The organism is Neisseria sp. HMSC068C12 (assembly GCF_001814095.1).
GTDB classification, from domain to species: domain Bacteria; phylum Pseudomonadota; class Gammaproteobacteria; order Burkholderiales; family Neisseriaceae; genus Neisseria; species Neisseria perflava.
This window is the reverse complement of sequence record NZ_KV814778.1, coordinates 1-24,555: the sequence shown is the minus strand read 5'-3', so window position 1 is coordinate 24,555 and position 24,555 is coordinate 1. Positions and strand designations below refer to the sequence as shown.

The window sequence follows — 24,555 nt, the reverse complement described above, 5'->3', positions numbered from 1 at the left end:
TGAGGAGATATTTAGGGGCAATGATGCGGAGTGTAAGCCTTTTACGGGGTGACAATAGGGTGGAAAGGAGATAAGAAAGTAAAAAGGACGTGCACAGGCACGTCTTTGGGGGAGGCTGATCTCAACCTCGAGTACTGCATTATTGTCTTAACCCGTTTTATTATTTTGACGAACTGAATATTTCAAATCCAGTACCTTATGCTGACACTGCAACCAGCCGGCGGAAGGTAATGCCCTGGTCAGAACTATTAGGAATTAACTGTAAATTGAGCGGGAAAGTTTAAAAGTAGAGAAAGCGGTAGTTTAAGTTATTGATGCAACATTATTCAGACGGCCCGAGCGGTCATGGGTAAGGATAATAAAAGATAAAGGCTGTAGACAAATTACACCAAGCAAAGATAGCATTGTCTGCAGGGTAAAAGGCTGGTTGATACAGCAAACATATATCTGTATCTATTTTGAAAGGCTATATTGAGAAACTGCACATCACTCCTTCAATATCGACGAGATAAGGTATGGCAGAAGGTTCGATCAAAGGCTACGGCAGCAAAACAGATGGCACCTAGAAAAACATCAGCTACAGACCTGCATTATCGCAAAGCCCTTTGCAACAACTCATCGACGGAAACGCAAATCAAACACAACCGAATATTTGTCGAAAAACCCGTTATGTGGTTGAACAAAGCTTTGTTACGTTTCACTGTAAATCAGGGTGTGAACCTAATTTGCTTTAGGCAACATGGGTGTGCAACGCTATTCGAAAGCGATATGTTTGAATCGTTGAAGTGGTTAACAGCTTACTTGCGCTTGTTTGCTCCTACAAGATGCGAGCATTGGGAAGATAAAAGGGAGCTGTCAAGTCCCTGTGTTTGATTTTTGGCTGTTGGGGATGAAGGATTTTTTGCAAAGGTCTCAGACCGTCTGAAAACTTGATAGAAGCAGTCGTCTGTTAAATATGCGATAATGCGGGAGATTTCATGGGTGTGGTAGAAACATGGTTGTGATTGTCCGACGGGGATGATGTCGGGCAACGATGGAATCGGTTTGCTTGAAACGCCCGCCTGTTGCGGGCTTTTTTATGGGAAGGAATGGTCATGCCTAATCCGCTTTATCGGCAACATATTATTTCAATTTCAGATTTGACGACGGAGCAGCTCGAATTGCTGCTTCAGACGGCCTTGAAGTTGAAAAAGCAGCCTCGCGAAGATTTGCTTGAAGGTAAATTGATTGGTTCGTGCTTTTTTGAACCCTCTACCCGTACGCGTTTGTCTTTTGAAACGGCGGTACAGCGTTTGGGTGGGAAAGTTATCGGTTTTTCCGATGGCGCGAATACCAGCGCGAAAAAGGGTGAAACGCTTGCAGATACTGCGAGGATTATTTCCAGTTATACGGATGCGATTATTCAGCGACACCCGAAAGACGGTGCGGCCCGTGTGGCGGCCGAGTTTTCGAGCGTGCCCGTGATTAATGCCGGCGATGGTACCAACCAACATCCAAGCCAGACGCTTTTGGATCTGGTAACGATTTATGAAACACAAGGTAGTTTGAGCAATTTGAAGATTGCGATGGCCGGTGATTTGAAATATGGCCGTACGGTACACTCATTATGTCAAGCATTGAAGCGTTGGGGTTGTGAGTTTGCATTTGTTTCTCCTCCCAGCTTGGCGATGCCGGACTATATCACTGAAGAGCTGGAGGAGGCCAGTTGCCCTTATCAAGTCCTGTCCAGCTTGGAAGAAGCGGTCGAATGGGCGGATATTTTGTACATGACCCGCGTTCAGCGCGAACGTTTTGATGAGCAGGAATTTGCCAAAATTCAGGGTAAATTCAATCTTGATGCGCCGATGTTGGCAAACGCCAAACCCAATTTGCGCGTCTTGCATCCTTTACCGAGGGTAGATGAAATTCATCCGAATGTGGATAAAACACCTCATGCCTATTATTTTGAACAGGCAACCAATGGAGTGTATGCACGGATGGCGATTTTGTCTTTGGTATTGAACGAAGAAGTTTAAGGAGCGAAAGATGGAAAACTCAAAACTCAGCGTTGAAGCAATCGAACAAGGTACGGTGATTGACCATATTCCTGCTGGTAAAGGCTTGGCCATTTTAAGACAGTTTAAGCTGCTGCATTATGGCAGCGCGGTTACGGTTGGTTTTAATTTGCCCAGTAAAACGCAGGGAAGCAAAGACATTATCAAAATCAGCGGTGTGTGGTTGGATGCCAATGCGGCCAACCGTTTAGCTTTATTTGCCCCTGAAGCAGTGGTCAACAAAATCGATCGGTTTAAGGTGGTTGAGAAACAGCATTTGTCATTGCCGGACGAGATTTCGGAAGTGTTCCGTTGCCCGAATACTAATTGTGCCAGTCATGGCGAGCCGGTCATCAGTCGCTTTTATGTCCGTTCACATAATGGTCAGACGCGTTTGAAATGCCATTATTGCGAAAAAACCTTCTCGCGTGATTCGGTTGCCGAAGCCTGATAAAAATCTCAGGCCGTCTGAAAATACGGCTATACGGTTTGAGTTGTCTGCTTGATACATTAGTTTCATAAAAAGCAAGATATTAAGCAAATTGCGTTAAAATTACGTTAAAATAATGCCTTCCGGGTTGATGACATTATTCGCCCGAAAGGCATTATTTTTTAATAACATGATACGAAATGTAGGAAAACTCATGCACTCATCCATACAAAGCCGGTTTGCCCCAATTTTATACGTCTTGATTTTCTTTGCCGGATTTTTAGCCGCACAAGTTTGGTTTAATCAGCAAGCCTATTTGACCAATCTTCCCCTTTTGGTTACAGCCATTTCTGCCGTTGCATTTGTTTGGTTGATTTGGGCCGTCGTATCTGCGCGATCCAAAGCTAAAAGCAAGATGTTGCACCGTGAGCAGCTGATTCAAAAAGAGAGCATTCATCCTGTTTTGCATGCGACGTTGCAACGTTCTGATGGACAAACGGATTTATTGGTTTTGGTTGTCCGCAATAGCGGTAAGGGCTTGGCGAAGAATGTGCGTTTTGAGGCTGAGGCTTTGCCGGATCACTTGCCGAGCAAGCTGGTTGCCGATGCAGTTATGCGCTTGGAGATGTTTTCCGGCGGCGTGGATATGCTGGCATCGGGAGAATTGTATGGCGGCGTGTTTGCAAGCATGTTGGCGCTGGCTGCCGAATTGCCGGACCAAACATTCGGCGGAGTATTGAAACTGAAAGCCACTTATGAAAATGCCTTTGGCGATCAATGCACTTCAGAAAGCGTTTTGGATTTGAGCATATTGAATTTCAATTTGTCAGAAATTAAATCCAATGGCGAGCAAAAGCCCCGCAAGAAATTGTTGTATTGATATTCAAAATATGCAGGCCGTCTGAAACCGAAATACTTGTTTTCAGACGGCCTGTTGTTATTTTTCAAATGATTTTTGAAGAAAAAGAGGCGTATCGGGTATAATAATCAAAGAATTCGAAACGGATTGTCAGGCTCGGCAAGCCGTCTCATCATTGTCGTATTTCAAAACCTTACTGATATTTTTTCAATAATCTGTTGCTATGTATCGGAACTTTTTCTGATGTTGGCACTGGCGAAATATTCCTTCAGCCATTTACTCTCAGGAAGCTGCTTATGTTAGTGTGTAATCCTTATGAAGTTGTGATCCATGGTACGACCAGCAAAGGCAAGATTTTCCGACCAAGCGACTGGGCGGAGCGCCTGTGCGGTATTTTGTCCTCCTTTACTAAAGACAACCGCCTTTCCTATTCGAATTGGGTGCGCCCGATTTTGGTGGACAATGTCCGTTGTGTAGCGGTCGATAAAAAGTTGGAAGAAGACAATCCGCAAATGTTCCGTTTCTTGATGGACTTTGCAGCGGATAATGATTTGCGCGTGATTGACTGCAAAGCCTTGCTCAAAGAGCAAGAGAGCAAACAGCAGGGCGAAGTGCCGGTCGAGCGCGTTTTGTTGGCGCAGGCGATTGAAGAAAAACATGCAGCCGAGCGTGCGGAAGCGGCCAATGCTCAGCCTGAGCCTCAAGCTGCCGCGCCTGTGGTTGGCGTATTGCGTGAAATTCCGCCGGAAGAAACCGCAACCGCTTTTGCGGCATTGAGCATTTTGCGTTCTTCTTTGACCGATATTCACCGTTTCGTCGAACAAATCAACGAGCATCAGCGCAAAACCGGTTACCGCCTGTTGGGTATTTTTGAAGAAGGTAAACAAAATGCCGTGGCCGTATGCGGTTTCCATACTGCACATAACTTGGCCAGTGGTTACCATATCCATATTGATGATCTCGTAACCATGCCGCAATGCCGCCAAAAAGGCTATGCTTCACGCTTGTTGGAAGAAGTACGCAAAATCGGTGCGGAAACCGGCGCGACCAAAATCCATCTGAATGTCCATGTTAACCATGACCGTGCAGGTGCGCATCGTCTCTACTTCAAAAACGGATTTGAAATTTGCGCTTACCATTTCCGTTGCGATCCGAAATAATTTTTGTGGAAAGAGAGAAATCAATGTTGAAGATTTTGACCGCGGCTGTTTTGACACTGAGCTTGGCGGCCTGCGCATCAGGCAGCGGAGGCAGCTCGCAAATGTATGGTGAGATTAAGGCCAGTGTAGAAACCAGCCATCAACGTTGAGATATACAATGACAAGGCCGTCTGAAATAGGTTTTCCTGTTTCAGACGGCCTTTTTGCAACTTGATTAGAGTGTCGTGGAGGTGTCGTCAGCGGCAACAGTCCGATGCAGGCGATACCAATTGTACAGGCGCAGGATGCACAAGAAAGCGATGATGGGCATGCAGGCTGCGGTAACCAGATAACGCGGGTTGCTGAAGTTTAAAACGTTGTGCCCGGAAAGCAGCGACAAAGCGGCATGCAACCATTCCCACAAAGACGAAATGCTGAATGCCAAAACAGCCAACAGGCCGAGGGTTCGGAAAATACCGATGGGCAGGATTTGTTGGCGTAATACGGCGCGGTTGAGTTGGAACAAAACAATCAAACCGAAGCCGATGATACAGACCATGCCGCCGTTGGCGACGATTTGTAGGCTGTTGAAGGCAATGTCGGGCGTAACGGAAATTGTACCGGACTGGTTGGCGGCGGTTTGTTGCAAATTTAAGCCTTGCATGACATTAAGTACGAAACCGTAGATCAGGTCGGCCAAAACGATACCGATGGGTAGCGGAGTCAAAAAACGTTTCATGGATCAGTTGGGTATTCTATTAGTATGAGGGAGGCCGTCTGAAAATTAAAAATGACGACGTGAGAGTGTATTGTATCCGATAGAAAAGTAGGTTAATGCAAAAATAAATTTAGTTTAAGTCAGAAAATGATGTAATTTTACGCCAACATTATTGCATTAAGAGTACAATCTTCTTCATTATCAAACGTGAAATCAACAGGAAAGGACGTTTACATGAGCCAATTGCAACGTGATTTAACCCGTATCAGCCACAATACCAAAATTGTTGCCACACTGGGTCCGGGCAGCAACAATGTACAATTGTTGGAAGACATGATCCGTGTCGGCGGCCTTAATGTCGTCCGTTTCAATTTCAGCCACGGTACGCCGGAGTTTCATGAAGAAAATGCCCGTATCGTACGCGAAGCCGCGAAACGTGCGGGTCAGGAAATCGCCATTCTTGCCGACTTGCAAGGGCCTAAAATCCGTGTCGGTAAAATTGCCGGCGGCAGCATCGAGCTGAATAAAGATGAAACTTTGATTTTGGATGCCGCACTTGAAGGCGAAGGTACACGCGAAGCGGTGGGTTTGGACTACCGTGATTTGCCGAATGACGTCGCTGCCGGCGATGTTTTGTGGCTGGACGACGGCCTGTTGACTTTGACCGTTGAGGCGGTTGAAGGAAGTAAGATTATTACAAGGGTAGAAAACAGCCATGTGCTGAAAAGTAACAAAGGTATCAATAAACGCGGCGGTGGCCTGTCTGCCGGTGCGTTGACCGAAAAAGACTTCCGCGACCTGAAAACGGCGATTGCCATTGGTTGCGACTACTTGGCCATCAGCTTTGTGAAATCTGCCGAAGATTTGCACATCGCACGCGCCAAAGTCGAAGAAGAAATGAAAGGCAGTACAGCCGTACGTCCCGGTTTGGTTTCCAAAATCGAGCGCGTAGAAGCCATTGAAAATCTGGACGAAATCATCCTTGCCAGCGACGGTATTATGGTTGCCCGCGGCGACTTGGCAGTGGAAGTCGGCCATGCCGCCGTACCTGCCCTACAAAAACGCATGATCCGCCGCGCCCGTGAGTTGCGCCGCTTCAGCATTACCGCAACTCAAATGATGGAATCCATGATTACCAACCCTGTACCAACCCGCGCGGAAGTCAGCGACGTGGCCAACGCGGTATTGGACGGTACCGATGCGGTGATGTGTTCCGCCGAAACCGCCGTCGGTGCGTATCCGTTTGAAACCGTCAGCCAAATGGCGATTATTTGTGCGGCTGCGGAAAAAGAACAAGATTCGCTCAACGGCGTTGCCGAACAGGTCGAGTATCCCGAAGCCGTCAGCACCAACTTGGCGATTGCTGGCGGTGCGGTCAGCGTGGCGCGAGCAGTTCACGCCAAAGCCATCGTTGCCCTGACTGAAAGCGGTTCGACCGCCTTCGAAGTCAGCCGCCACAACATCACCCTGCCGATTTTTGCCCTGACGCCGAGTGTTTCAGCGCAACGCCGCATGGCGATGTACCGCGGCGTGCGTCCGTTGATTTTGGCAACCAGTACCGATCACGATACCGCGCTGAACGAAGTGGAAGCCATGCTGGTAGAACACAAAATCCTCCAAAGCGGCGACCAATACATCATCACCAGCGGTTCGCAAATGCGCGAATCCGGTTCGACCAATACGCTGGAAGTGTTGCAGGTTAAATAATTGCAGTGATCCGATAATTGGAAAAGCAGGCTGTTTTAGCCTGCTTTTTTGTGTAAAAAAAGAAAAGATTAGGCAAAAATAATGATGTAGTATAGAATTGAGTGCCTATACTAAATCAATAAAGGACGTTTCAGACGGCCTTTTTCTTTGTACGCCACTTTCACGGTAAACCAAAATGATTCATTTCAACCTGAAAAAAACAGCGTTTATTTTAAGCGCAGCACTGTTATCTACCGCCGTCCAAGCCTCCGGCTACCATTTCGGCACACAATCCGTTAACGCACAAGGCACGGCCAACGCCGCCGCCGCCGAAGCCGCCGATGCCTCAACTATTTTCTACAACCCGGCCGGTTTGAGCAAAATCGACAGCAGCCAAATTTCCGTCAACGCCAATATCGTTTTCCCAAGCATTCATTATGAGGCAGAATCTGCGAAACACTTCCGCACGGGTGCCGATGTCAGCGGCTCGACCAGCGGCAAAATTACCGAAACCACCGTTGCTCCGCACGTTTATAGCGCGTACAAAGCCAGCGACGATGTGACTTTGGGTTTGGGCGTGTACGTTCCTTTCGGTTCGGCAACCGAATACGAAAAAGATTCCGTCTTGCGCCACAACATCAACAAACTGGGTTTGACCACCATAGCCATCGAGCCGGTAGTTGCGTGGAAACTGAATGAGCAGCACGCCGTCGGTGCCGGTTTGATTGCCCAATATTCCAAAGCCGAATTGCGCAAATACTCCGACTGGGATGCTTCCGGCGCCATCAGCCAGTTGGCCAGCGGCTTGGCTTCCCGTCAAGCAGGCCGTCCCGTTGCTGTCGATGCGACCGGCAAAGCTGACGGTCATGCCGATGTAAAAGGTCACGATTGGGGCTTTGGTTACCAACTGGCGTGGATGTGGGACATCAACGAGCGCGCACGCGTGGGTGTGAACTATCGTTCCAAAGTATCGCATACGCTGAAAGGCACTGCCGATTGGGAAGCGGACGGCGCATATGCAAAACGCGCATGGGATTTGGGTGCAATGGCTGCACGCGGTTATGTGCCGAACGAAAAAGCCAGCGTAAAAATCGTAACGCCTGAGTCTTTGTCTGTTCATGGTATGTACCGCGCCACCGACAAAACCAACCTGTTCGGCGATGTGACTTGGACGCGCCATAGCCGCTTCAACAAAGCGGAGCTGGTGTTTGAAAACACCAAAAAAGTTGTCAACGGCCAATCTGACCGTACCGTTATCACGCCTAACTGGCGCAACACTTATAAAGTTGCATTCGGCGGCTCTTACCAAGTTACCGAACCATTGCAACTGCGTGCCGGTATCGCTTTCGATAAATCGCCGGTTAAAAGCGCTGAAGACCGTATGAACAGCCTGCCTGACGGCAACCGTATTTGGTTCTCCGTCGGTGCCAAATATCAACTGGGTAAAAACCATGTTATCGATGCGGCGTACAGCCATATCCACATCAATGACACGGTTTACCGCACCGGCAAAGCCAGCGGCAACGACGTGGACAGCCGCGGTGCATCCTCTGCCCGCTTCAAAAATAAAGCGGACATCTTGGGCTTGCAATACACTTACAAATTCAAATAATCGGATTTGAGTTGTGGATAAAAAGGCCGTCTGAAGATTTCAGACGGCCTTTTTGATTGGCAGGAACAGATGGAGCAATCCACAGGCAATAAATGGTGTGTTGGGCTTTACATATTTCTGATTGGAATGGCAGAACGGAAAAACGATAGAAAAAAGAATAGCCGATTACCGGCTGGAAAAATAAGATGTTGTTTGCGCTTTAAACAACGTGTTACAGATTTCTTTATTCTGATGGGCAGCAATCAAAAGGCCGTCTGAAAAACAGGTTTTCAGACGGCCTTATTTGCCAGATGGCTGCTAAGAAAGCTCAATCAGCTGCGGACTTCCAGTTCGATTTCTCTTTCTTGTTCGTCTTCAGCCGGCTTGTCCATGGTTTTTTCATCAGCCATATTGTCCAAGTCGCGGCCGGGTTCGGAAGCGGTATCACCGATGGAAACGCTGTTCAGGCTTTCCAAAATAATGGCTGAGGCCAGATGGTCGGATGTGCGGTACACCATTGCCAAACCGATTTCTTCCGCCGGAATGGAAACCAACTCAACCGTATCTTTGTCTTTCGGCTTACGAATCAGGTTGTTGGATAGATTGACACGGACTTGGCGGCCGCGTTTGTAGAGGCTGACCACAGTGCCTTTGTCCAAGCCGTCGAGTTCGCCTTTATCCAAAGTAATGGTTTGGAACTGACCGGCTTCGCCCACGCCGTCGAAGATGGAAACGACTTTGGCCTGAATCGGACGGGCAGGGGCGTGAGGCATCACATTGAAGCTGTCGAGGCCTTCGGGCAGTTTCAGCAGATAGTCGTCTTTGCGGATTTCGGAAACGGCTTCTTCGATAACCAAAGGTTGCGCGGACTGGGTGCGCAGCTTCATGACTTTGTTGACTTGGGTGTAATACTCGTTGCTTTTGAGTTTTTCGTCAGAAGCGCGGGTACGGTTTTCCAAGGCGGAGTCGGTGTAAGGCAGCGTGTTGGCGATGCCGCTGAACACGACTTCTTGGCCGAGGAATTTACCGGTTTCCGGATCGGTGATGTTTTTATTGACGCGGTAGGTCAGGTAGCGGCCGGGTTCGGTCAGGCCGTATGCGTACACGCGGTTGCCTTGGGTGTAGAGGACGCGGTTGTCGGGACCTGCAATCAGGCGCGGCGCGTTGGCGGTTTCTTCCGGAGCGATAATCTGCGGATGTTTCATAAACATGCGGTAGAGGTTGACGTTGACGGTCGGAATGCCGTAGCCGGAAGTTTCGCGTACGCGCGGATGCAGTTTGATCACGGGAATGCCGTCTGAACGGGTTTGGGCGTGTTCAAAACCCAGTCGAGGCTGGCCGTTGACGTAGCGTAAAACCAACACCTGACCCGGATAGATCAGGTGCGGATTGCGGATGGCGTTGCGGTTGGCGCCCCAAAGGCGGTTCCATTGCCACGGGCTGTACAGATATTTGCCGGAAATGCCCCACAAGGTATCGCCGTTTTTAACGACGTAGCGTTGCGGCGCATTGGGGCGGATTTTTAAAGAAGCTGCCTGAGTGTGGGCAGAAATAGCCATGCCTGCCATGCAAAGCAGGGTTATAATACGTTGTTGCATAACCGTTCCCCTTGAAATCGGTTTGGTTTGTCTTCAGATGATAAACAGAGAAGGCTGGAGTTTGCGAAACTGCCGCCCATCCATCAATACGATAACGAACGGCCTCTGTCGCGCTATCTTAACATTTTTCGGCGTTATTTTAGCATTGAATGTTGCTGTCATGACAGGAGATTGTGGCGGCGGAAACCAAATCTGTATGAAAATCACACATCAGTTTTATAAAACGAGAATATTATGGCTTTACTGAACATCCTCCAATACCCTGACGAGCGTTTGCACACGGTTGCCAAACCTGTTGAAAAAATCGACGAGCGCATCCAGACATTGGTTGCCGATATGTTTGAAACCATGTACGAAGCACGCGGTATCGGCTTGGCGGCCACTCAGGTCGACGTACACGAGCGCATCGTCGTGATGGATTTGACCGAAGACCGCAGCGAGCCGCGCGTGTTCATCAATCCCGTCATTGTCGAAAAAGACGGCGAGACAACTTACGAAGAAGGCTGTCTGTCCGTACCGGGCATTTACGATACTGTGACCCGTGCCGAGCGCGTCAAAGTTGAAGCCTTGAACGAAAAAGGCGAGAAATTCACGCTGGAAGCAGACGGCCTGCTGGCAATCTGCGTGCAGCACGAATTGGACCACCTGATGGGCATCGTGTTTGTCGAACACTTGTCGCAGCTGAAACAAGGCCGCATCAAAACCAAACTGAAAAAACGTCAGAAACACACCATCTGACCTGCGCATCGCTTAAAGGCCGTCTGAAAAGACAAAACAGAAGGCATACTTCGGTTTTCAATCTTTCAGACGGCCTTTTCAGCTGAAACAGTTTGCCCAACGCGCCCATTCAAACCATTTTCACAAGGACACAACATGAAAGTCATCTTTGCCGGTACGCCCGATTTTGCCGCCGCCGCCTTGAAAGCCATCGCCGCCGCAGGTTTTGAAATTCCGCTGGTGTTGACCCAGCCTGACCGCCCCAAAGGCCGCGGCATGCAGCTGACCGCATCGCCGGTCAAACAGGCTGCCTTGGAATTAGGTTTGACCGTGGCGCAGCCGGAAAAGTTGCGCAATAACGCCGAAGCCCTGCAAATGCTTAAAGATACGGGCGCGGATGTGATGGTAGTGGCCGCGTATGGTTTGATTTTGCCGCAGGATGTGTTGGATACGCCCAAACACGGCTGCCTCAATATCCACGCTTCGCTGTTACCCCGTTGGCGCGGCGCGGCACCGATTCAACGTGCGATTGAAGCCGGCGATGCCGAAACCGGCGTGTGCATCATGCAGATGGACATCGGTTTGGACACCGGCGATGTGGTTAGCGAACACCGCTACGCCATTCAACCTACGGATACTGCCAACGAAGTGCATGACGCACTGATGGGTTTGGGTGCCGAAGCGATTGTTGCCGACTTACAGCGTCTGCAGGCGGAAGGCCGTCTGAACGCGGTCAAACAGCCTGAAGAAGGCGTTACCTACGCCCAAAAATTAAGCAAAGAAGAGGCGCGTATCGATTGGAACGAAAGCGCGGACATTATCGAACGCAAAATCCGCGCCTTTAATCCTGTACCTGCCGCGTGGGTTGAGTATCAAGGCAAACCGATGAAAATCTGGCGTGCCGAAGTCGTGGCCAAACAGGGTAAGGCTGGCGAAGTATTGTCTTGCACTTCAGACGGCCTGCTGGTGGCGTGCGGTGAAAATGCGCTGAACATTACCGAATTGCAGCCTTCCGGCAGCAAACGCATGAGTATACAGGCATTTGCGGCAGGCCGGACGATTGAAGTCGGAACGGTTTTGTAACAGGTTGGAAATCAACGTAGAGGAAAGAAGACAATGGCTGTTTTTGACGTGGTCGAGGGTGATATTACCCGATTGGCAGTCGATGCGATTGTCAATGCCGCCAATTCATCGCTGTTGGGCGGTGACGGCGTAGATGGTGCGATACACCGCGCTGCAGGCAAAGAGCTGCTGGAAGAGTGCCGTACTTTGGGCGGTTGCCGCACAGGCGAAGCCAAAATAACCCAAGGCTATCGTTTGCCTGCGCGTTTTGTCATTCATACGGTCGGGCCGGTATGGTTTGGCGGACAACAAAATGAAGAGGCCAAATTGGCACAATCCTATGCCCATTCCTTGCTGCTTGCCCAGAAACACAATCTCTACAGTATCGCCTTTCCGTGCATCAGTACCGGTGTGTACCGCTTCCCGGCCGAAGCCGCCGCGCGTATCGCTTTGGAGAGTTTGAAGCAAACCCTGCCGCAATGTCCGGCAGTGGAAAAAATCATCTTTTGCTGTTTTTCCAAAACAGATGCCGAATATTATCGGGCATTGCTGGCAGCCGAACAGGCCGTCTGAAATCCGCCGAACACTTGAAATCAAATATAAATCAGAAAGCAAAAATATGAGTATGTCCCTCGCCCAAAAACTGGCCGCCGACAGCGTTGCCGCGGTTGCCGAAGGGCGCAATCTTCAGGATGTCTTGGCGGAAATCCGCGCGGCGCATCCGCAGCTGACGGCGCAGGAAAACGGCGCGTTGCAGGATATTGCTTACGGATGCCAACGTTATTTGGGCAGTTTGAAGTATATGCTTGGTCAAATGCTGAAGAAGCCGATTGACAATCCTCAGCTCGAAAGCCTGCTTTTGGCGGCGATGTACCAACTGCATTACACGCGTAATGCCCCTCATGCCGTGGTCAATGAAGCGGTGGAAAGCATTGCCAAAATCGGCCGCGGCCAGTTCCGCTCGTTTGCCAATGCGATTTTGCGCCGCTTTTTGCGCGAACGTGACAAGCTCGCGGCTTCCTGCAAAAAAGACGATGTGGCGAAACACAATTTGCCGCTGTGGTGGGTGGCTTACTTGAGAAACCATTATCCAAAACATTGGCACAACATCACCACCGCGCTGCAATCGCATCCGCCGATGACTTTGCGCGTCAACCGCCGACACGGCAATGTCGAAAGCTATTTGGAAAAACTGGCTGCGGAAGGTATTTTGGCCAGGGCTTTGGACGAATACGCCGTGATGTTGGAAGAAGCCGTGCCGGTAAGCCACCTGCCCGGTTTTTCAGACGGCCTGGTGTCGGTGCAGGACTTTGGTGCGCAGCGTGCTGCCTATTTGTTGAACCCGAAAGACGGCGAACGCATCCTCGATGCCTGTGCGGCACCGGGCGGCAAGACAGGCCATATCTTGGAACTGGCAGATTGTCATGTTACCGCTTTGGATATAGACGAAGGCCGTCTGAACAGGGTGAAGAGCAATCTTGACCGTTTAGGCTTTCAAAAGGCCTCTTTGACTTGTGCCGATGCGCAGGACTTGACAGCGTGGTATGATGGCAAGGTCTTTGACGCTGTCTTGGCCGATGTGCCGTGTACCGCTTCGGGCGTGGCGCGGCGCAATCCTGACGTCAAATGGCTGCGCCGGCCGACCGATGCCGTCAAAACCGCACGCCAACAGGAAGCATTATTAGACGCGCTGTGGCAGACCCTGACGAAAAATGGCAGGATGTTGCTGGCTACCTGCTCGGTCTTTGTCGAAGAAAACGACGGTCAGTTGCAAAAATTCCTTAACCGCCATGCTGATGCCGAGTTGATCGAATCGCATGTGCTTTTACCGAACAAACATCAAGATGGCTTTTATTACGCGCTTATTAAAAAGCAGTAAAACGCTGATTGTACCGCTCTTGCTCGCCGTGTCGTTGAATGCGGCGGGCGAGGGCATCAGTGCGACCCGTGCCGAGGCAAAGCTGACCCATGTCGGACAGCTTTCCGTCAGCAGCCGTTTCCGCACCGACCTGCCCGATCAGCTCAAAGAAGCACTCAAACAGGGCGTCCCCCTGCATTTCAATTTAAGTTGGCAGCTGTCGGCACCGTCTGTGGCGTCTTATAAATTCAAGTTCGACCAGCTGCTCAACAACGACAGCACGATTCAATATAAATTGTCCTTCCATCCGCTGACCAACCGCTATCGCGTTACCGTCGGTACGTTTTCTACCGAGTACGACACGCTTGAAACTGCCTTGCGCGCAGTGGGCGCGGTCGCAAATTGGAAGGTTTTGTCCAAAGGCGCGCTGAGTGATGTGGCCGCCAAAGACACGAAGGCTGAAATCCGCCTGCTGCTGACAACCGCCAAGCTGCCCAAACCGTTCCAAATCAATGCCCTGACGTCTAAAAACTGGCATTTGGATTCCGGTTGGAAGTCCTTGTCGGTCGTGCAGGAGTAAACCATGCGCCGCTTTCTTCTGATTGCCGCCGTATTCGCCGTTGTTTTGTTGTACGGTCTGACTGTTGCAACGGGCAGCAGCAACGTATTGTCCGATTACTTCTGGTGGATTGTCGCCTTGTGCGGTTTGCTGTTGCTGGTGTTGGCGGCGGTGTTGGTGCGCTATGTCGTGCTTTTGATGCGCGACAACAGCAAAAGCGTGTTCGGTTCGCAGATTGCACGTCGGCTGTCGGGGATGTTTACTTTGGTTGCCGTATTGCCGGGCGTGTTTTTGTTCGGTATTTCCGCCCAGTTTATTAACGGTACGATTAATTCTTGGTTTGGCAACGATACCCATGAGGCTCTAGAGCGCAGCTTAAACTTGAGCAAATCCGCGCTGAACTTGGCGGTAGACAACGCTGTCAGCAACGCCACGCCGGTGCAGATCGACTTAATCAGCGCCGCTTCGCTGGACGGCAACTTAGGGCAAGCGCTGGCAAAATCCGCGCTTACTGCCGACTTTGCCCAGCTGGCGCTTTATAACGCGACTACCCATAAAGCCGAGAAAAGCATCAATCCCTTGAAACTAAATCAACCTGAGCTTAACAAAGAAGGATGGGAGCAACTGGAGCAGACCGGCTCGGTGCGCAGCTTGGAAAACATCGGCGGCGTGCTGTATGCTCAAGGCTGGATGCTGATCGGTCCGCATAAAAATCAGGATTATGCGTTGTTTTTTCGGCAGCCGATTCCGAAAGATGTTGCCCAAGACGCGACGCTGATTGAAGCAGCCCGAGCCAAATATGCCGAACTGAGTTATACCAAAAAAGGCCTGCAAACCTTTTTCCTGTCCACGCTGTTGGTCGCGACATTATTGGCCATCTTTTTGGCGCTGGTGATGGCTTTGTATTTTGCCCGCCGTTTTGTGGCACCGGTATTGTCGCTGGCAGAGGGTGCGCGGGCGGTGGCTCAGGGTGACTTCAGCCAGACTCGGCCGGTATTTCGCAATGACGAGTTCGGCCGTTTGACCCAGTTATTCAACCACATGACCGAGCAATTAGCGATTGCCAAAGAGGCAGACGAGCGCAACCGTTTGCGCGAAGAAGCAGCACGCCATTATTTGGAATGCGTGTTGGAAAGTTTGACTACAGGCGTGATTACTTTGGATGCCAATGGCCGTCTGAAAACCTTTAACAAGGCCGCCGAACAGATTTTGGGCGTTTCGCTGGTGTCTTTGTGGGGCAGTAACTGGCATCAATGGCACGGCAAATCGCCGCAGCAAACCCTGTTGGCCGATGTGTTTGCCGCCATTAATGAAACCGCCGATAGCAACAAACCCGTCCAAGTCGAATACGCCGCGCCCGATGATGCCCGAATCTTGTTGGGCAAAGCCACCATTTTGCCGGAAGACAATGATAACGGCGTGGTGATGGTGATTGATGACATTACCGTCTTGATGCGGGCGCAAAAAGAGGCCGCATGGGGCGAAGTGGCGAAACGTTTGGCGCACGAAATCCGTAATCCGCTTACGCCTATCCAGCTTTCCGCCGAGAGATTGGCATGGAAATTGCATGATAAACTAGATGAACAAGACGCCCAAATTCTCAGCCGTTCAACCGATACCATCGTCAAACAGGTGGCCGCGCTGAAAGAAATGGTCGAAGCGTTCCGCAACTATGCGCGTGCGCCGTCGCTGAATTTAGAAAAACAAGATTTAAACGGTTTGGTGTCGGAAGTATTGGTATTATATGAGGCCGGCGCGTGCAAGTTTAATGCACGGCTCAGCGCCGACGCCCTGCCGATTGTTGCCGATACGACGGCGATGCGCCAAGTGTTGCATAACCTATTTAAGAATGCTGCAGAAGCGGCAGAGTCGGACGAAGCGCCTCAAGTAAACGTCGAAACAGGGCGCGAAGGCGGACAGGTTTTCCTGACCGTCTGCAACAACGGCAAAAGTTTCAGCAAAGAAATGCTGCACAATGCTTTTGAGCCGTACGTTACCGACAAACCGACAGGAACGGGGCTGGGTTTGCCCGTTGTGAAAAAAATTATCGAGGAGCATGGCGGCCGTATCAGCCTGAGCAATCAGAACAGTGGCGGCGCGTGCGTCAAAATAGCTTTACCGGAAATGGCAGAAACTTATGCGAAGCAGTGATATTTTGATTGTAGATGATGAAGTAGGCATCCGCGACCTGCTCTCCGAAATCCTTCAAGATGAAGGCTATACCGTCACTTTGGCCGAAAATGCCGAAGAAGCGCGCCAATTGCGTTATCAAACGCGTCCGGCCATGGTATTGCTGGACATTTGGATGCCCGATTGCGACGGCATCACTTTGTTGAAAGAGTGGGCGAAAAACGGCCAACTCAATATGCCTGTGGTTATGATGAGCGGCCATGCCAGCATTGACACTGCGGTTGAAGCCACTAAAATCGGCGCGCTCGATTTTCTGGAAAAACCGATTGCCCTGCAAAAACTCTTGTCCGCAGTAGAACGCGCCTTGAAACATGGCGAAGTTCAGACGGCCTCCGGCATGACTTTGGACAAACTGGGCAACAGTTCCGTCATTCAAGAAATGAACGGCAGTATTGAAGCGGCCGCCAAACACAACCGCCCGCTGTTGTTGGCCGGTGAGGCTGGCTCGCCGTTTGAGATTGTCGCCCGCTATCTGCACAAAAGCGGTACGCCTTGGGTGGCAACCGACCGTGTCGAACACATTGTTGATACGCCGATGGAGCTGTTGCAAAAGGCATCAGGCGGTATTTTGTATGTCGGCGATATTGCCCGTTACAGCAAAAACATCCAAAACGGCATTGCTTTCTTGCTGGAAAAAGCCGACCGCTACAATGTCCGTGTGATTGCTTCATGCGGTTTTAAACGAGGTGAGGGCGCCGATGACGTCGTTGCCGGCCGATTAGCAGAGCTGTTGAAAGAGCGCATCAATGTTCCTTCTTTGCGCAGCCAGCCGGACGACATCGTCTTTTTAATCAACCGCATCATGACCGATTTGGCCGAAAGTCAAAAAATCCAGCCGGTAAAATTCAGCGACAGCGCATTGGTGGTTTTGCGCCAATACGATTGGCCGGGCAATTACGACCAGCTTGCCGAAACGGTGAAAAACATCATGTTGGAATCTGACGGCAAAGAAGTGGACGAGCAGGCCGTTGCCGTGGCTTTGGGTCAGAAGGAAAACGCGACGGCGACAGAAATCATCGGCGGCTTCAATTTCAATATGCCTTTGCGCGAATTGAGGGAAGAAGTCGAGCGCCGTTACTTTGAGTACCACATCGCCCAAGAAGGCCAAAATATGAGCCGCGTGGCGCAAAAGGTCGGTTTGGAGCGTACACACCTTTACCGCAAACTCAAACAACTCGGTATCAGCGTATCGCGCCGCAGCGCCGACAAATCCGAAGAATAAGCGCAATATCGGTTCAAACACAAAAGAGGCCGTCTGAAAGCCATCAGGTTTTTCAGACGGCATCGTCATTTGACGGTTTGCTTAGACAAGCAATACTTTATAAAAATAATGGTATGGCTAGGCATTGTTATTTTGCCTTTTAAGCCGACAGAAGTTTTATATCAATAAAATTTTCAGACGGCCTTGATTTACTTCAGGCCGTCTGAAAAAAACATTACGAAAAGGGAACAGATTGATGACGGAAAACGAGCGTTTTGCTTGGTTGCAACTGGCATTTACGCCCTATATCGGCGCAGAAAGTTTTTTGGTGCTGTTGCAGCAATTCGGTAGCGCACAAGCTGCCTTGAATGCGCCGGCAGACAAAATTGCCGCGTTGGTGCGCCATAAACAGGCAGCCGAGTCGTGGCGTAATGCGGACAAACGGGCTTTGGCGCAGCAGTCTGCTGAAGCCGCTTTACAATGGGAAATGCAGGACGGTTGCCGTTTGTTGCTGCTGCAAGATGATGATTTCCCCGAAATGCTGACACAAGGCATTACCGCGCCGCCGGTCTTGTTTTTACGCGGCAATGCAGAGCTGCTGCACACACCTTCTGCCGCGATGGTCGGCAGCCGCCATGCCACGCCGCAGGCAATGCGAATTGCCAAAGATTTCGGTAGGGCGTTGAGCGAAAAAGGCATTCCCGTCGTATCGGGTATGGCTTCGGGTATCGATACCGCCGCCCATCAGGGGGCATTGCAGGCAGATGGCGGCACCATCGCCGTCTGGGGAACCGGTATAGACCGCATTTATCCGCCGTCCAATAAAAACCTTGCTTATGAAATTGCCGAAAGGGGATTGATTGTCAGCGAGTTCCCTTTAGATACGCGTCCGTTTGCAGGCAACTTTCCGCGCCGCAACCGTTTGATTGCCGCATTATCGCAGCTGACATTGGTGGTCGAGGCGGCATTGGAATCTGGCTCATTGATTACCGCCAAGCTGGCGGCAGAGATGGGGCGCGAAGTGATGGCGGTGCCCGGGTCGATAGACAATCCGCATAGCAAAGGCTGCCACAAGCTGATTAAAGACGGGGCAAAACTGGTGGAATGTCTGGACGATATTCTCCATGAGTGTCCGCAGCTATTGCAAAATACGCCTGTTCCATCATATTCTATAAATAAGACGGTAAAACTGAAAAACGATCAAACCAAACATCTGCAACCAAAAACAATAGCGGATGAACCGCAAAGGCCGTCTGAAAACCTATCTGCCGCCCCATCAACAAGCGCTTTATTGGAAGCAATGGGTTACGACCCGATACATCCCGATATTTTGGCGCAACAAACCAATACGGCGGCGGCAGACGTGTACGCACAGCTTTTGGAATACGAACTTGACGGTATCGTTGCCGCCTTGCCGGGCGGCCGTTATCAGCGTGTCAAAGCATGAATTATCTATATTTAAGGAACCAGCATGACCGAAGTCATTGCCTATTTAATCGAACACTTCCAAGATTTCGACAATTGTCCGCCTCCGGAGGATTTGGGTCGCCTCTTGGAAGATGCGGGTTTTGATGCTACGGAAATCGGCAATACATTAATGATGATGGAAGTCTTGTTCAATACGTCCGAATTCTATGCTGAGCCGTTTAACAGCGACTCCCTGCGCGTATTCTGCCGTGAAGAAGCTGACAACCTGCCGCAGGAAGTCATGGGCTTGATGCAGTATTTGGTTGCCGAACACGCAATTACTTATGAGCAACGCGAAATCGTCATTCATGCCCTGATGCACATTCCATCGGACGAAATCACCCTCGATACCGCCAAAGTGTTGGTATTGCTGGTGTTGTGGATGCACAAGAGCGAGTTGCCCGTCCTGATAGGTGACGACTTGATGAGTGCGTTGACCGGACAAAACGTGATGCACTAAACCTTTTTTCAGACGGCCTGAACAAAATGATAAAAGGCCGTCTGAAACATAAATCCAATACATCCAAAAGAGAACAACAATGGCGAAAAACCTATTAATCGTCGAATCCCCGTCCAAAGCCAAAACCCTGAAAAAATATCTGGGCGGTGATTTTGAAATTTTGGCGTCTTACGGCCACGTCCGCGATTTGGTTCCGAAAAGCGGAGCAGTCGATCCCGACAATGGCTTTGCCATGAAATATCAACTGATCAGCCGCAACAGCAAACACGTCGATGCCATCGTTGCCGGTGCCAAAGAAGCTGAAAACATCTACCTCGCAACCGACCCGGATAGGGAAGGCGAAGCCATTTCTTGGCATCTTTTGGAAATCCTCAAATCCAAACGCGGCTTGAAAAACATCAAGCCGCAGCGTGTCGTGTTCCACGAAATCACCAAAAACGCCGTACTCGATGCCGTTGCCCATCCGCGCGAAATCGAAATGGACTTGGTCGATGCGCAACAAGCCCGCCGCGCTTTGGACTATTTGGTCGGCTTTAACCTTTCGCCATTGTTATGGAAAAAAATCCGCCGCGGTTTGAGTGCAGGCCGTGTACAAAGTCCTGCTTTGCGCCTGATTTGTGAGCGCGAAAACGAAATCCGCGCCTTTGAAGCGCAGGAATATTGGACGGTGCATCTCGATAGCCACAAAGGACGCAGTAAGTTTACCGCCAAACTCGCCCAATACAACGGCGCGAAACTCGAACAATTCGACCTGCCGAATGAAGCCGCGCAAGCCGATGTATTGAAAGAGCTCGAAGGCAAAGAGGCCGTCGTTACCGCCATTGAAAAGAAAAAGCGCAGCCGCAATCCCGCCGCGCCGTTTACCACTTCTACCATGCAGCAGGATGCCGTGCGCAAACTCGGCTTCACCACCGACCGCACCATGCGTACCGCCCAGCAGCTTTACGAAGGTATAGACGTAGGGCAGGGTGCCATCGGTCTGATTACCTATATGCGTACCGACAGCGTGAATTTGGCCGATGAAGCGTTAACCGAAATCCGCCATTACATCGAAAACAAAATCGGCAAAGAATATCTGCCAAGTTCGGCCAAGCAGTACAAAACCAAATCCAAAAACGCCCAAGAAGCCCACGAAGCCATTCGTCCGACTTCCGTGTACCGCACGCCCGAAAGCGTCAAACCCTTCCTGAGCGCAGACCAGTTCAAACTCTATCAAATGATTTGGCAGCGCACTGTTGCTTGTCAGATGACGCCCGCCAAATTCGACCAAACCACCGTCGATATTACCGTCGGCAAAGGCGTATTCCGCGTAACCGGACAAGTGCAAACCTTCGCAGGCTTTTTGAGTGTGTATGAAGAAAGCAGCGACGACGAAGAGAGCGAAGACGGCAAAAAACTGCCCGAAATGAGCGAAGGCGACAAACTGCCTGTGGACAAACTTTACGGCGAACAACACTTCACCACTCCGCCGCCGCGCTACAACGAAGCCACGCTGGTTAAAGCCCTCGAAGAATACGGCATTGGCCGTCCTTCCACCTACGCCAGTATTATTTCCACGCTCAAAGACCGCGAATACGTTACCCTTGAGCAAAAACGCTTCATGCCTACCGATACGGGCGACATCGTTAATAAATTCTTGACCGAACACTTCGCCCAATATGTCGACTACCACTTCACCGCCAAACTCGAAGACCAGCTTGACGAAATTGCCAACGGTAAACGCCAATGGATTCCCGTGATGGACAAATTCTGGAAACCGTTTATCAAGCAAGTAGAAGAAAAAGAGGGCATCGAACGCGCCAAATTCACCACGCAGGAACTCAATGAAACCTGCCCGAAATGCGGCGAACACAAACTGCAAATCAAATTCGGCAAAATGGGCCGCTTCGTCGCCTGTGCCGGTTATCCCGAGTGCAGCTACACGCGCAACGTTAACGAAACCGCCGAAGAAGCCGCCGAACGCATTGCCAAAGCGGAAGCAGAACAAGCCGAGCTCGATGGACGCGAATGCCCTAAATGCGGCGGTCGCCTAGTGTACAAATACAGCCGTACCGGCAGCAAATTCATCGGCTGCGCCAACTACCCCAAATGCAAACACGTCGAGCCGCTGGAAAAACCGAAAGACACCGGCGTCCAATGCCCGCAATGCAAAAAAGGTAACCTCGTCGAGCGCAAATCCCGCTACGGCAAACTGTTTTACAGTTGCAGCACCTATCCGGACTGTAACTACGCCACTTGGAATCCGCCCGTCGCCGAAACTTGTCCAAAATGCGCATGGCCGGTACTGACCATCAAAACCACCAAACGCTGGGGCGTCGAAAAAGTCTGCCCGCAAAAAGAATGCGGTTGGAAAGAGCAGATTGAACCGCCTGCACCGAAAGAGTGAGATTAGGTTGGTTTGAAAGAGAAAAGGTCGTCTGAAAAATTTTCAGACGACCTTTTGCTTTTCTGTGATTGGTTTATTTGAATCCGCGTGTCGTTTTAAAGTCCGATAAAATACGGTTCATTTCTGGTTCAAATAAGGCTATGTAATCGTAAGATAGACCGCGGCTGGCACTAGGGTGGGGCAGGCAGACGACTTCGCAATTTTCAAACGATTGGAATCTGATTTTGAAACGTGTACCGCTAAAATCTTTTTGTACTACTCGTAGCGGTTGAGTTTGTTTTCCGACAAGCTGCTCGAAGCGCGGCAATACATTTGCGCGATTAAGATAATTTGTCAGGTTGCTTCCCATGAAGAGAATCAATTTAGGACGTAGTTTCTCAATGTGGTAGAGAAAATTGTTGACGTGTTCGGGTTGGAGAAATTTGTTTGGATTGTCGATTTTGTTGCCCTGAGTAGCTGCCCAGTTGGTTTGTACCAGGGATTTTTCAAATGCACCGCCCAATCCATTTTCGTCTAAGGGGTGTCCCCACATTTCAAACCAATTTTTTATCGTATTGTCGTAACGCCACTTTTTTGCCTGCTCACCGTAATAGAGGGATTTATTGGCAAATGTATGGTCGATTTTGTTTTCAGGGAGTTTGTATTCACCTGCTACATAAGCAGCCTCATCGGCTTTACTCCAACCCCACTCATACCCACAAATCATTAAACCATGTTTGTCGTTGTAACCTTGGAATATACTGTTACTGAGATTCAGGTCTGACATGATAATAACCTTATATAAACATTTCACAGAGAAATACTCATTATAAATAAGTAAATGTAATTTATCTAGTTTAAGTTTAAAACGCACTTCACGGTGAAACATAGTTCAGTATTTCATGTCGTCAAATTCAAACTGAAAAGGTCGTCTGAAAAATTTTCAGACGGCCTTTTTGTCTCTAAAAGCAGAGATCGAAATACGGTTTGATAGCAGTTTCACTATATAATTGAGGCCGTCTGAAAACTTGGCATCTTTTAAAAAATTATGGCAAATAACAAACATTCCAAACACACCAATCAAGTACGCATCATTGGCGGGCAATGTAGGGGACGAAAGTTAACTTTTCTGTCCGCAGATGGTTTGCGTCCGACACCTGACAGCGTGCGTGAAAAACTGTTTAACTGGTTGGGTCAGGATTTAACCGGCAAAACAGTATTGGATTTATTCAGCGGTAGTGGTGCTTTGGGAATGGAGGCTGCTTCTCGTAATGCGGCAAAAGTGGTAATGGTCGATAACCACCGCCAAACTGTACAAACACTTCAGAAAAATGTTCGTGAATTAGGCTTGAGGCAGGTGGAAATCGTGTGTTCAGACGGCATGGCTTATTTGACAAGGCCGTCTGAAAAATTTGATGTCGTGTTTCTTGATCCGCCTTTTGCATGGGAAGATTGGCAAAATCTGTTTATCCGATTGCAAAGCCACTTGAAAAATGGGGCAATGGTCTATATTGAAGCAGGGAAGTTGCCTGAAAAACCGGATTGGCTGGAAATTTATCGGGAAGGAAAGGCGGGAATGAGTAGGTTTGAATTGTTGCTCTATTCGCAAGTTGCTGAATAGTATAGAATTTGAGAATCATTCCCAAGGTGTAAAACATTCTTGCAAACGGATTGTTCCGACGTCATTTGTGCTATAATCCGCGCCCAATCGGTTTTGATAATTTAAGAAAAAAGGAAATAGAAATGTCGCTCTTTATTACAGATGAGTGCATTAACTGCGATGTGTGCGAACCGGAATGCCCTAATGATGCCATTTCGCAAGGTGAAGAAATTTACGAAATCAATCCAAATTTGTGTACGCAATGTGTAGGTCATTACGATGAGCCGCAGTGCCAACAGGTATGTCCTGTCGACTGTATCTTGATCGATGAAGAGCATCCTGAAACGCACGAAGAACTGATGGCTAAGTACGAAAAAATCATTCAGTTTAAGTAAATAATGTTTAAAAGCAAAAGCTTGGATATTTTTAAAGAAATAAGTGAAAAAAAATCTTGACGGAAATCCGAGTTGCAAATAAACTAGCGTTCTCTTTTGGAGGGATTCCCGAGCGGTCAAAGGGGGCAGACTGTAAATCTGTTGCGTGAGCTTCGAAGGTTCGAATCCTTCTCCCTCCACCAAAAATTCTTACTTGGAGCAAATAGTGAGTATGCGGGTGTAGCTCAATGGTAGAGCAGAAGCCTTCCAAGCTTACGGTGAGGGTTCGATTCCCTTCACCCGCTCCAAACAATTTCGCCCATGTAGCTCAGGGGTAGAGCACTCCCTTGGTAAGGGAGAGGTCGGCAGTTCAAATCTGCCCATGGGCACCATCTCATTATTACCCTTTCTTTCAAAAGCTTAGATTATAGGATATTGCCATGGCTAAGGAAAAATTTGAACGTAGCAAACCGCACGTAAACGTTGGCACCATCGGTCACGTTGACCATGGTAAAACCACTCTGACTGCTGCATTGACTACTATTTTGGCTAAAAAATTCGGTGGCGCTGCAAAAGCTTACGACCAAATCGATAACGCTCCTGAAGAAAAAGCTCGCGGTATTACCATTAATACCTCACACGTAGAAT

The 24,555-nt window shown here is 49.6% G+C and carries 23 protein-coding genes and 3 tRNA genes; 23 read left to right on the top strand and 3 right to left on the bottom strand.

Annotated elements, in window-relative coordinates:
* Positions 1–1,094 precede the first annotated feature (1,094 nt).
* The 5 genes from pyrB to HMPREF2952_RS11430 all read left to right on the top strand — a co-directional run bounded on the left by pyrB (position 1,095) and on the right by HMPREF2952_RS11430 (position 4,631).
* Positions 1,095–2,015, top strand: a complete 921-nt coding sequence (gene pyrB, locus HMPREF2952_RS00810; RefSeq protein WP_039862268.1) for an aspartate carbamoyltransferase — start codon at positions 1,095–1,097, stop codon at positions 2,013–2,015.
* 10 nt (positions 2,016–2,025) lie between these two features.
* The gene (gene pyrI, locus HMPREF2952_RS00805) at positions 2,026–2,484 is read left to right on the top strand and encodes an aspartate carbamoyltransferase regulatory subunit (protein ID WP_004520167.1); all 459 of its coding nucleotides are present in this window, start codon (positions 2,026–2,028) and stop codon (positions 2,482–2,484) included.
* A 193-nt stretch (positions 2,485–2,677) separates the two neighbouring features.
* Positions 2,678–3,343, top strand: a complete 666-nt coding sequence (locus tag HMPREF2952_RS00800; RefSeq protein WP_049336352.1) for a COG1361 family protein — start codon at positions 2,678–2,680, stop codon at positions 3,341–3,343.
* A gap of 275 nt (positions 3,344–3,618) precedes the next feature.
* A complete protein-coding gene (locus HMPREF2952_RS00795) occupies positions 3,619–4,482 on the top strand; it encodes a GNAT family N-acetyltransferase (RefSeq protein ID WP_049336349.1) in 864 nt (287 codons plus the stop codon).
* A gap of 23 nt (positions 4,483–4,505) precedes the next feature.
* Entirely contained in the window at positions 4,506–4,631 is a 126-nt protein-coding gene (locus HMPREF2952_RS11430; RefSeq protein ID WP_256388874.1) for a hypothetical protein, read from the top strand.
* A 65-nt stretch (positions 4,632–4,696) separates the two neighbouring features.
* Here HMPREF2952_RS11430 and HMPREF2952_RS00790 read toward each other — a convergent pair whose 3' ends face one another.
* The gene (locus HMPREF2952_RS00790; protein WP_049336347.1) at positions 4,697–5,200 is read right to left on the bottom strand and encodes a hypothetical protein; all 504 of its coding nucleotides are present in this window, start codon (positions 5,198–5,200) and stop codon (positions 4,697–4,699) included.
* 213 nt (positions 5,201–5,413) lie between these two features.
* Between HMPREF2952_RS00790 and pyk the strand changes: the two genes are divergently transcribed.
* Positions 5,414–6,886 (top strand): pyruvate kinase, encoded by a 1,473-nt coding sequence (gene pyk, locus HMPREF2952_RS00785; RefSeq protein ID WP_049337966.1) that lies wholly within the window; start codon positions 5,414–5,416, stop codon positions 6,884–6,886.
* 175 nt (positions 6,887–7,061) lie between these two features.
* Positions 7,062–8,477, top strand: a complete 1,416-nt coding sequence (locus tag HMPREF2952_RS00780) for an OmpP1/FadL family transporter (RefSeq protein WP_004520172.1) — start codon at positions 7,062–7,064, stop codon at positions 8,475–8,477.
* 311 nt (positions 8,478–8,788) lie between these two features.
* Here the strand turns inward: HMPREF2952_RS00780 and HMPREF2952_RS00770 are convergent, their stop codons facing one another.
* Positions 8,789–10,054 carry a LysM peptidoglycan-binding domain-containing protein gene (locus HMPREF2952_RS00770; RefSeq protein ID WP_049336996.1) on the bottom strand — a complete coding sequence of 422 codons (1,266 nt, stop codon included), beginning with the start codon at positions 10,052–10,054 and terminating at the stop codon, positions 8,789–8,791.
* A gap of 234 nt (positions 10,055–10,288) precedes the next feature.
* Here HMPREF2952_RS00770 and def point away from each other — a divergent pair, with 234 nt between their 5' ends.
* The 10 genes from def to topA all read left to right on the top strand — a co-directional run bounded on the left by def (position 10,289) and on the right by topA (position 21,954).
* The gene (gene def / locus HMPREF2952_RS00765; protein ID WP_003678675.1) at positions 10,289–10,792 is read left to right on the top strand and encodes a peptide deformylase; all 504 of its coding nucleotides are present in this window, start codon (positions 10,289–10,291) and stop codon (positions 10,790–10,792) included.
* Positions 10,793–10,927: 135 nt separating this feature from the next.
* A complete protein-coding gene (gene fmt, locus HMPREF2952_RS00760) occupies positions 10,928–11,854 on the top strand; it encodes a methionyl-tRNA formyltransferase (protein WP_070695178.1) in 927 nt (308 codons plus the stop codon).
* A gap of 33 nt (positions 11,855–11,887) precedes the next feature.
* Positions 11,888–12,406, top strand: coding sequence for an O-acetyl-ADP-ribose deacetylase (locus HMPREF2952_RS00755; protein ID WP_070695177.1), 519 nt, complete (start codon positions 11,888–11,890; stop codon positions 12,404–12,406).
* A 46-nt stretch (positions 12,407–12,452) separates the two neighbouring features.
* Positions 12,453–13,712 (top strand): 16S rRNA (cytosine(967)-C(5))-methyltransferase RsmB, encoded by a 1,260-nt coding sequence (gene rsmB / locus HMPREF2952_RS00750; protein WP_070695176.1) that lies wholly within the window; start codon positions 12,453–12,455, stop codon positions 13,710–13,712.
* Positions 13,678–14,271: a DUF4390 domain-containing protein gene (locus HMPREF2952_RS00745; RefSeq protein ID WP_070695175.1), complete on the top strand. Its 594-nt coding sequence runs from the start codon at positions 13,678–13,680 to the stop codon at positions 14,269–14,271. Before rsmB ends, HMPREF2952_RS00745 begins: the two co-directional genes overlap by 35 nt.
* Positions 14,272–14,274: 3 nt before the next feature.
* Positions 14,275–16,401 carry a sensor histidine kinase gene (locus tag HMPREF2952_RS00740; protein ID WP_004520181.1) on the top strand — a complete coding sequence of 709 codons (2,127 nt, stop codon included), beginning with the start codon at positions 14,275–14,277 and terminating at the stop codon, positions 16,399–16,401.
* The gene (locus tag HMPREF2952_RS00735; RefSeq protein WP_004520182.1) at positions 16,388–17,662 is read left to right on the top strand and encodes a sigma-54-dependent transcriptional regulator; all 1,275 of its coding nucleotides are present in this window, start codon (positions 16,388–16,390) and stop codon (positions 17,660–17,662) included. The genes HMPREF2952_RS00740 and HMPREF2952_RS00735 overlap by 14 nt, the downstream gene beginning before the upstream one ends.
* Before the next feature lie 235 nt (positions 17,663–17,897).
* A complete protein-coding gene (gene dprA, locus HMPREF2952_RS00730; RefSeq protein WP_004520183.1) occupies positions 17,898–19,088 on the top strand; it encodes a DNA-processing protein DprA in 1,191 nt (396 codons plus the stop codon).
* Positions 19,089–19,112: 24 nt separating this feature from the next.
* Complete coding sequence (locus tag HMPREF2952_RS00725) at positions 19,113–19,568, top strand: Smg family protein (RefSeq protein ID WP_004520184.1); 456 nt, start codon at positions 19,113–19,115, stop codon at positions 19,566–19,568.
* A gap of 79 nt (positions 19,569–19,647) precedes the next feature.
* Complete coding sequence (topA, locus tag HMPREF2952_RS00720) at positions 19,648–21,954, top strand: type I DNA topoisomerase (protein ID WP_070695174.1); 2,307 nt, start codon at positions 19,648–19,650, stop codon at positions 21,952–21,954.
* A 73-nt stretch (positions 21,955–22,027) separates the two neighbouring features.
* Here topA and HMPREF2952_RS00715 read toward each other — a convergent pair whose 3' ends face one another.
* Positions 22,028–22,723 carry a hypothetical protein gene (locus HMPREF2952_RS00715; RefSeq protein ID WP_141754797.1) on the bottom strand — a complete coding sequence of 232 codons (696 nt, stop codon included), beginning with the start codon at positions 22,721–22,723 and terminating at the stop codon, positions 22,028–22,030.
* Between the two features lie 258 nt (positions 22,724–22,981).
* Between HMPREF2952_RS00715 and rsmD the strand changes: the two genes are divergently transcribed.
* The 6 genes from rsmD to HMPREF2952_RS00685 form a co-directional block, all read left to right on the top strand.
* Entirely contained in the window at positions 22,982–23,554 is a 573-nt protein-coding gene (gene rsmD, locus HMPREF2952_RS00710) for a 16S rRNA (guanine(966)-N(2))-methyltransferase RsmD (RefSeq protein WP_070695172.1), read from the top strand.
* A 122-nt stretch (positions 23,555–23,676) separates the two neighbouring features.
* Positions 23,677–23,928, top strand: coding sequence for a YfhL family 4Fe-4S dicluster ferredoxin (locus HMPREF2952_RS00705; protein ID WP_003679513.1), 252 nt, complete (start codon positions 23,677–23,679; stop codon positions 23,926–23,928).
* A gap of 98 nt (positions 23,929–24,026) precedes the next feature.
* A tRNA-Tyr gene (locus HMPREF2952_RS00700) sits at positions 24,027–24,110 on the top strand.
* Positions 24,111–24,141: 31 nt separating this feature from the next.
* Positions 24,142–24,215 (top strand) — tRNA-Gly (locus HMPREF2952_RS00695).
* 9 nt (positions 24,216–24,224) lie between these two features.
* A tRNA-Thr gene (locus tag HMPREF2952_RS00690) sits at positions 24,225–24,299 on the top strand.
* Positions 24,300–24,347: 48 nt separating this feature from the next.
* The coding region (locus tag HMPREF2952_RS00685; protein ID WP_079872993.1) for a GTP-binding protein at positions 24,348–24,555 on the top strand (208 nt) is incomplete at its 3' end.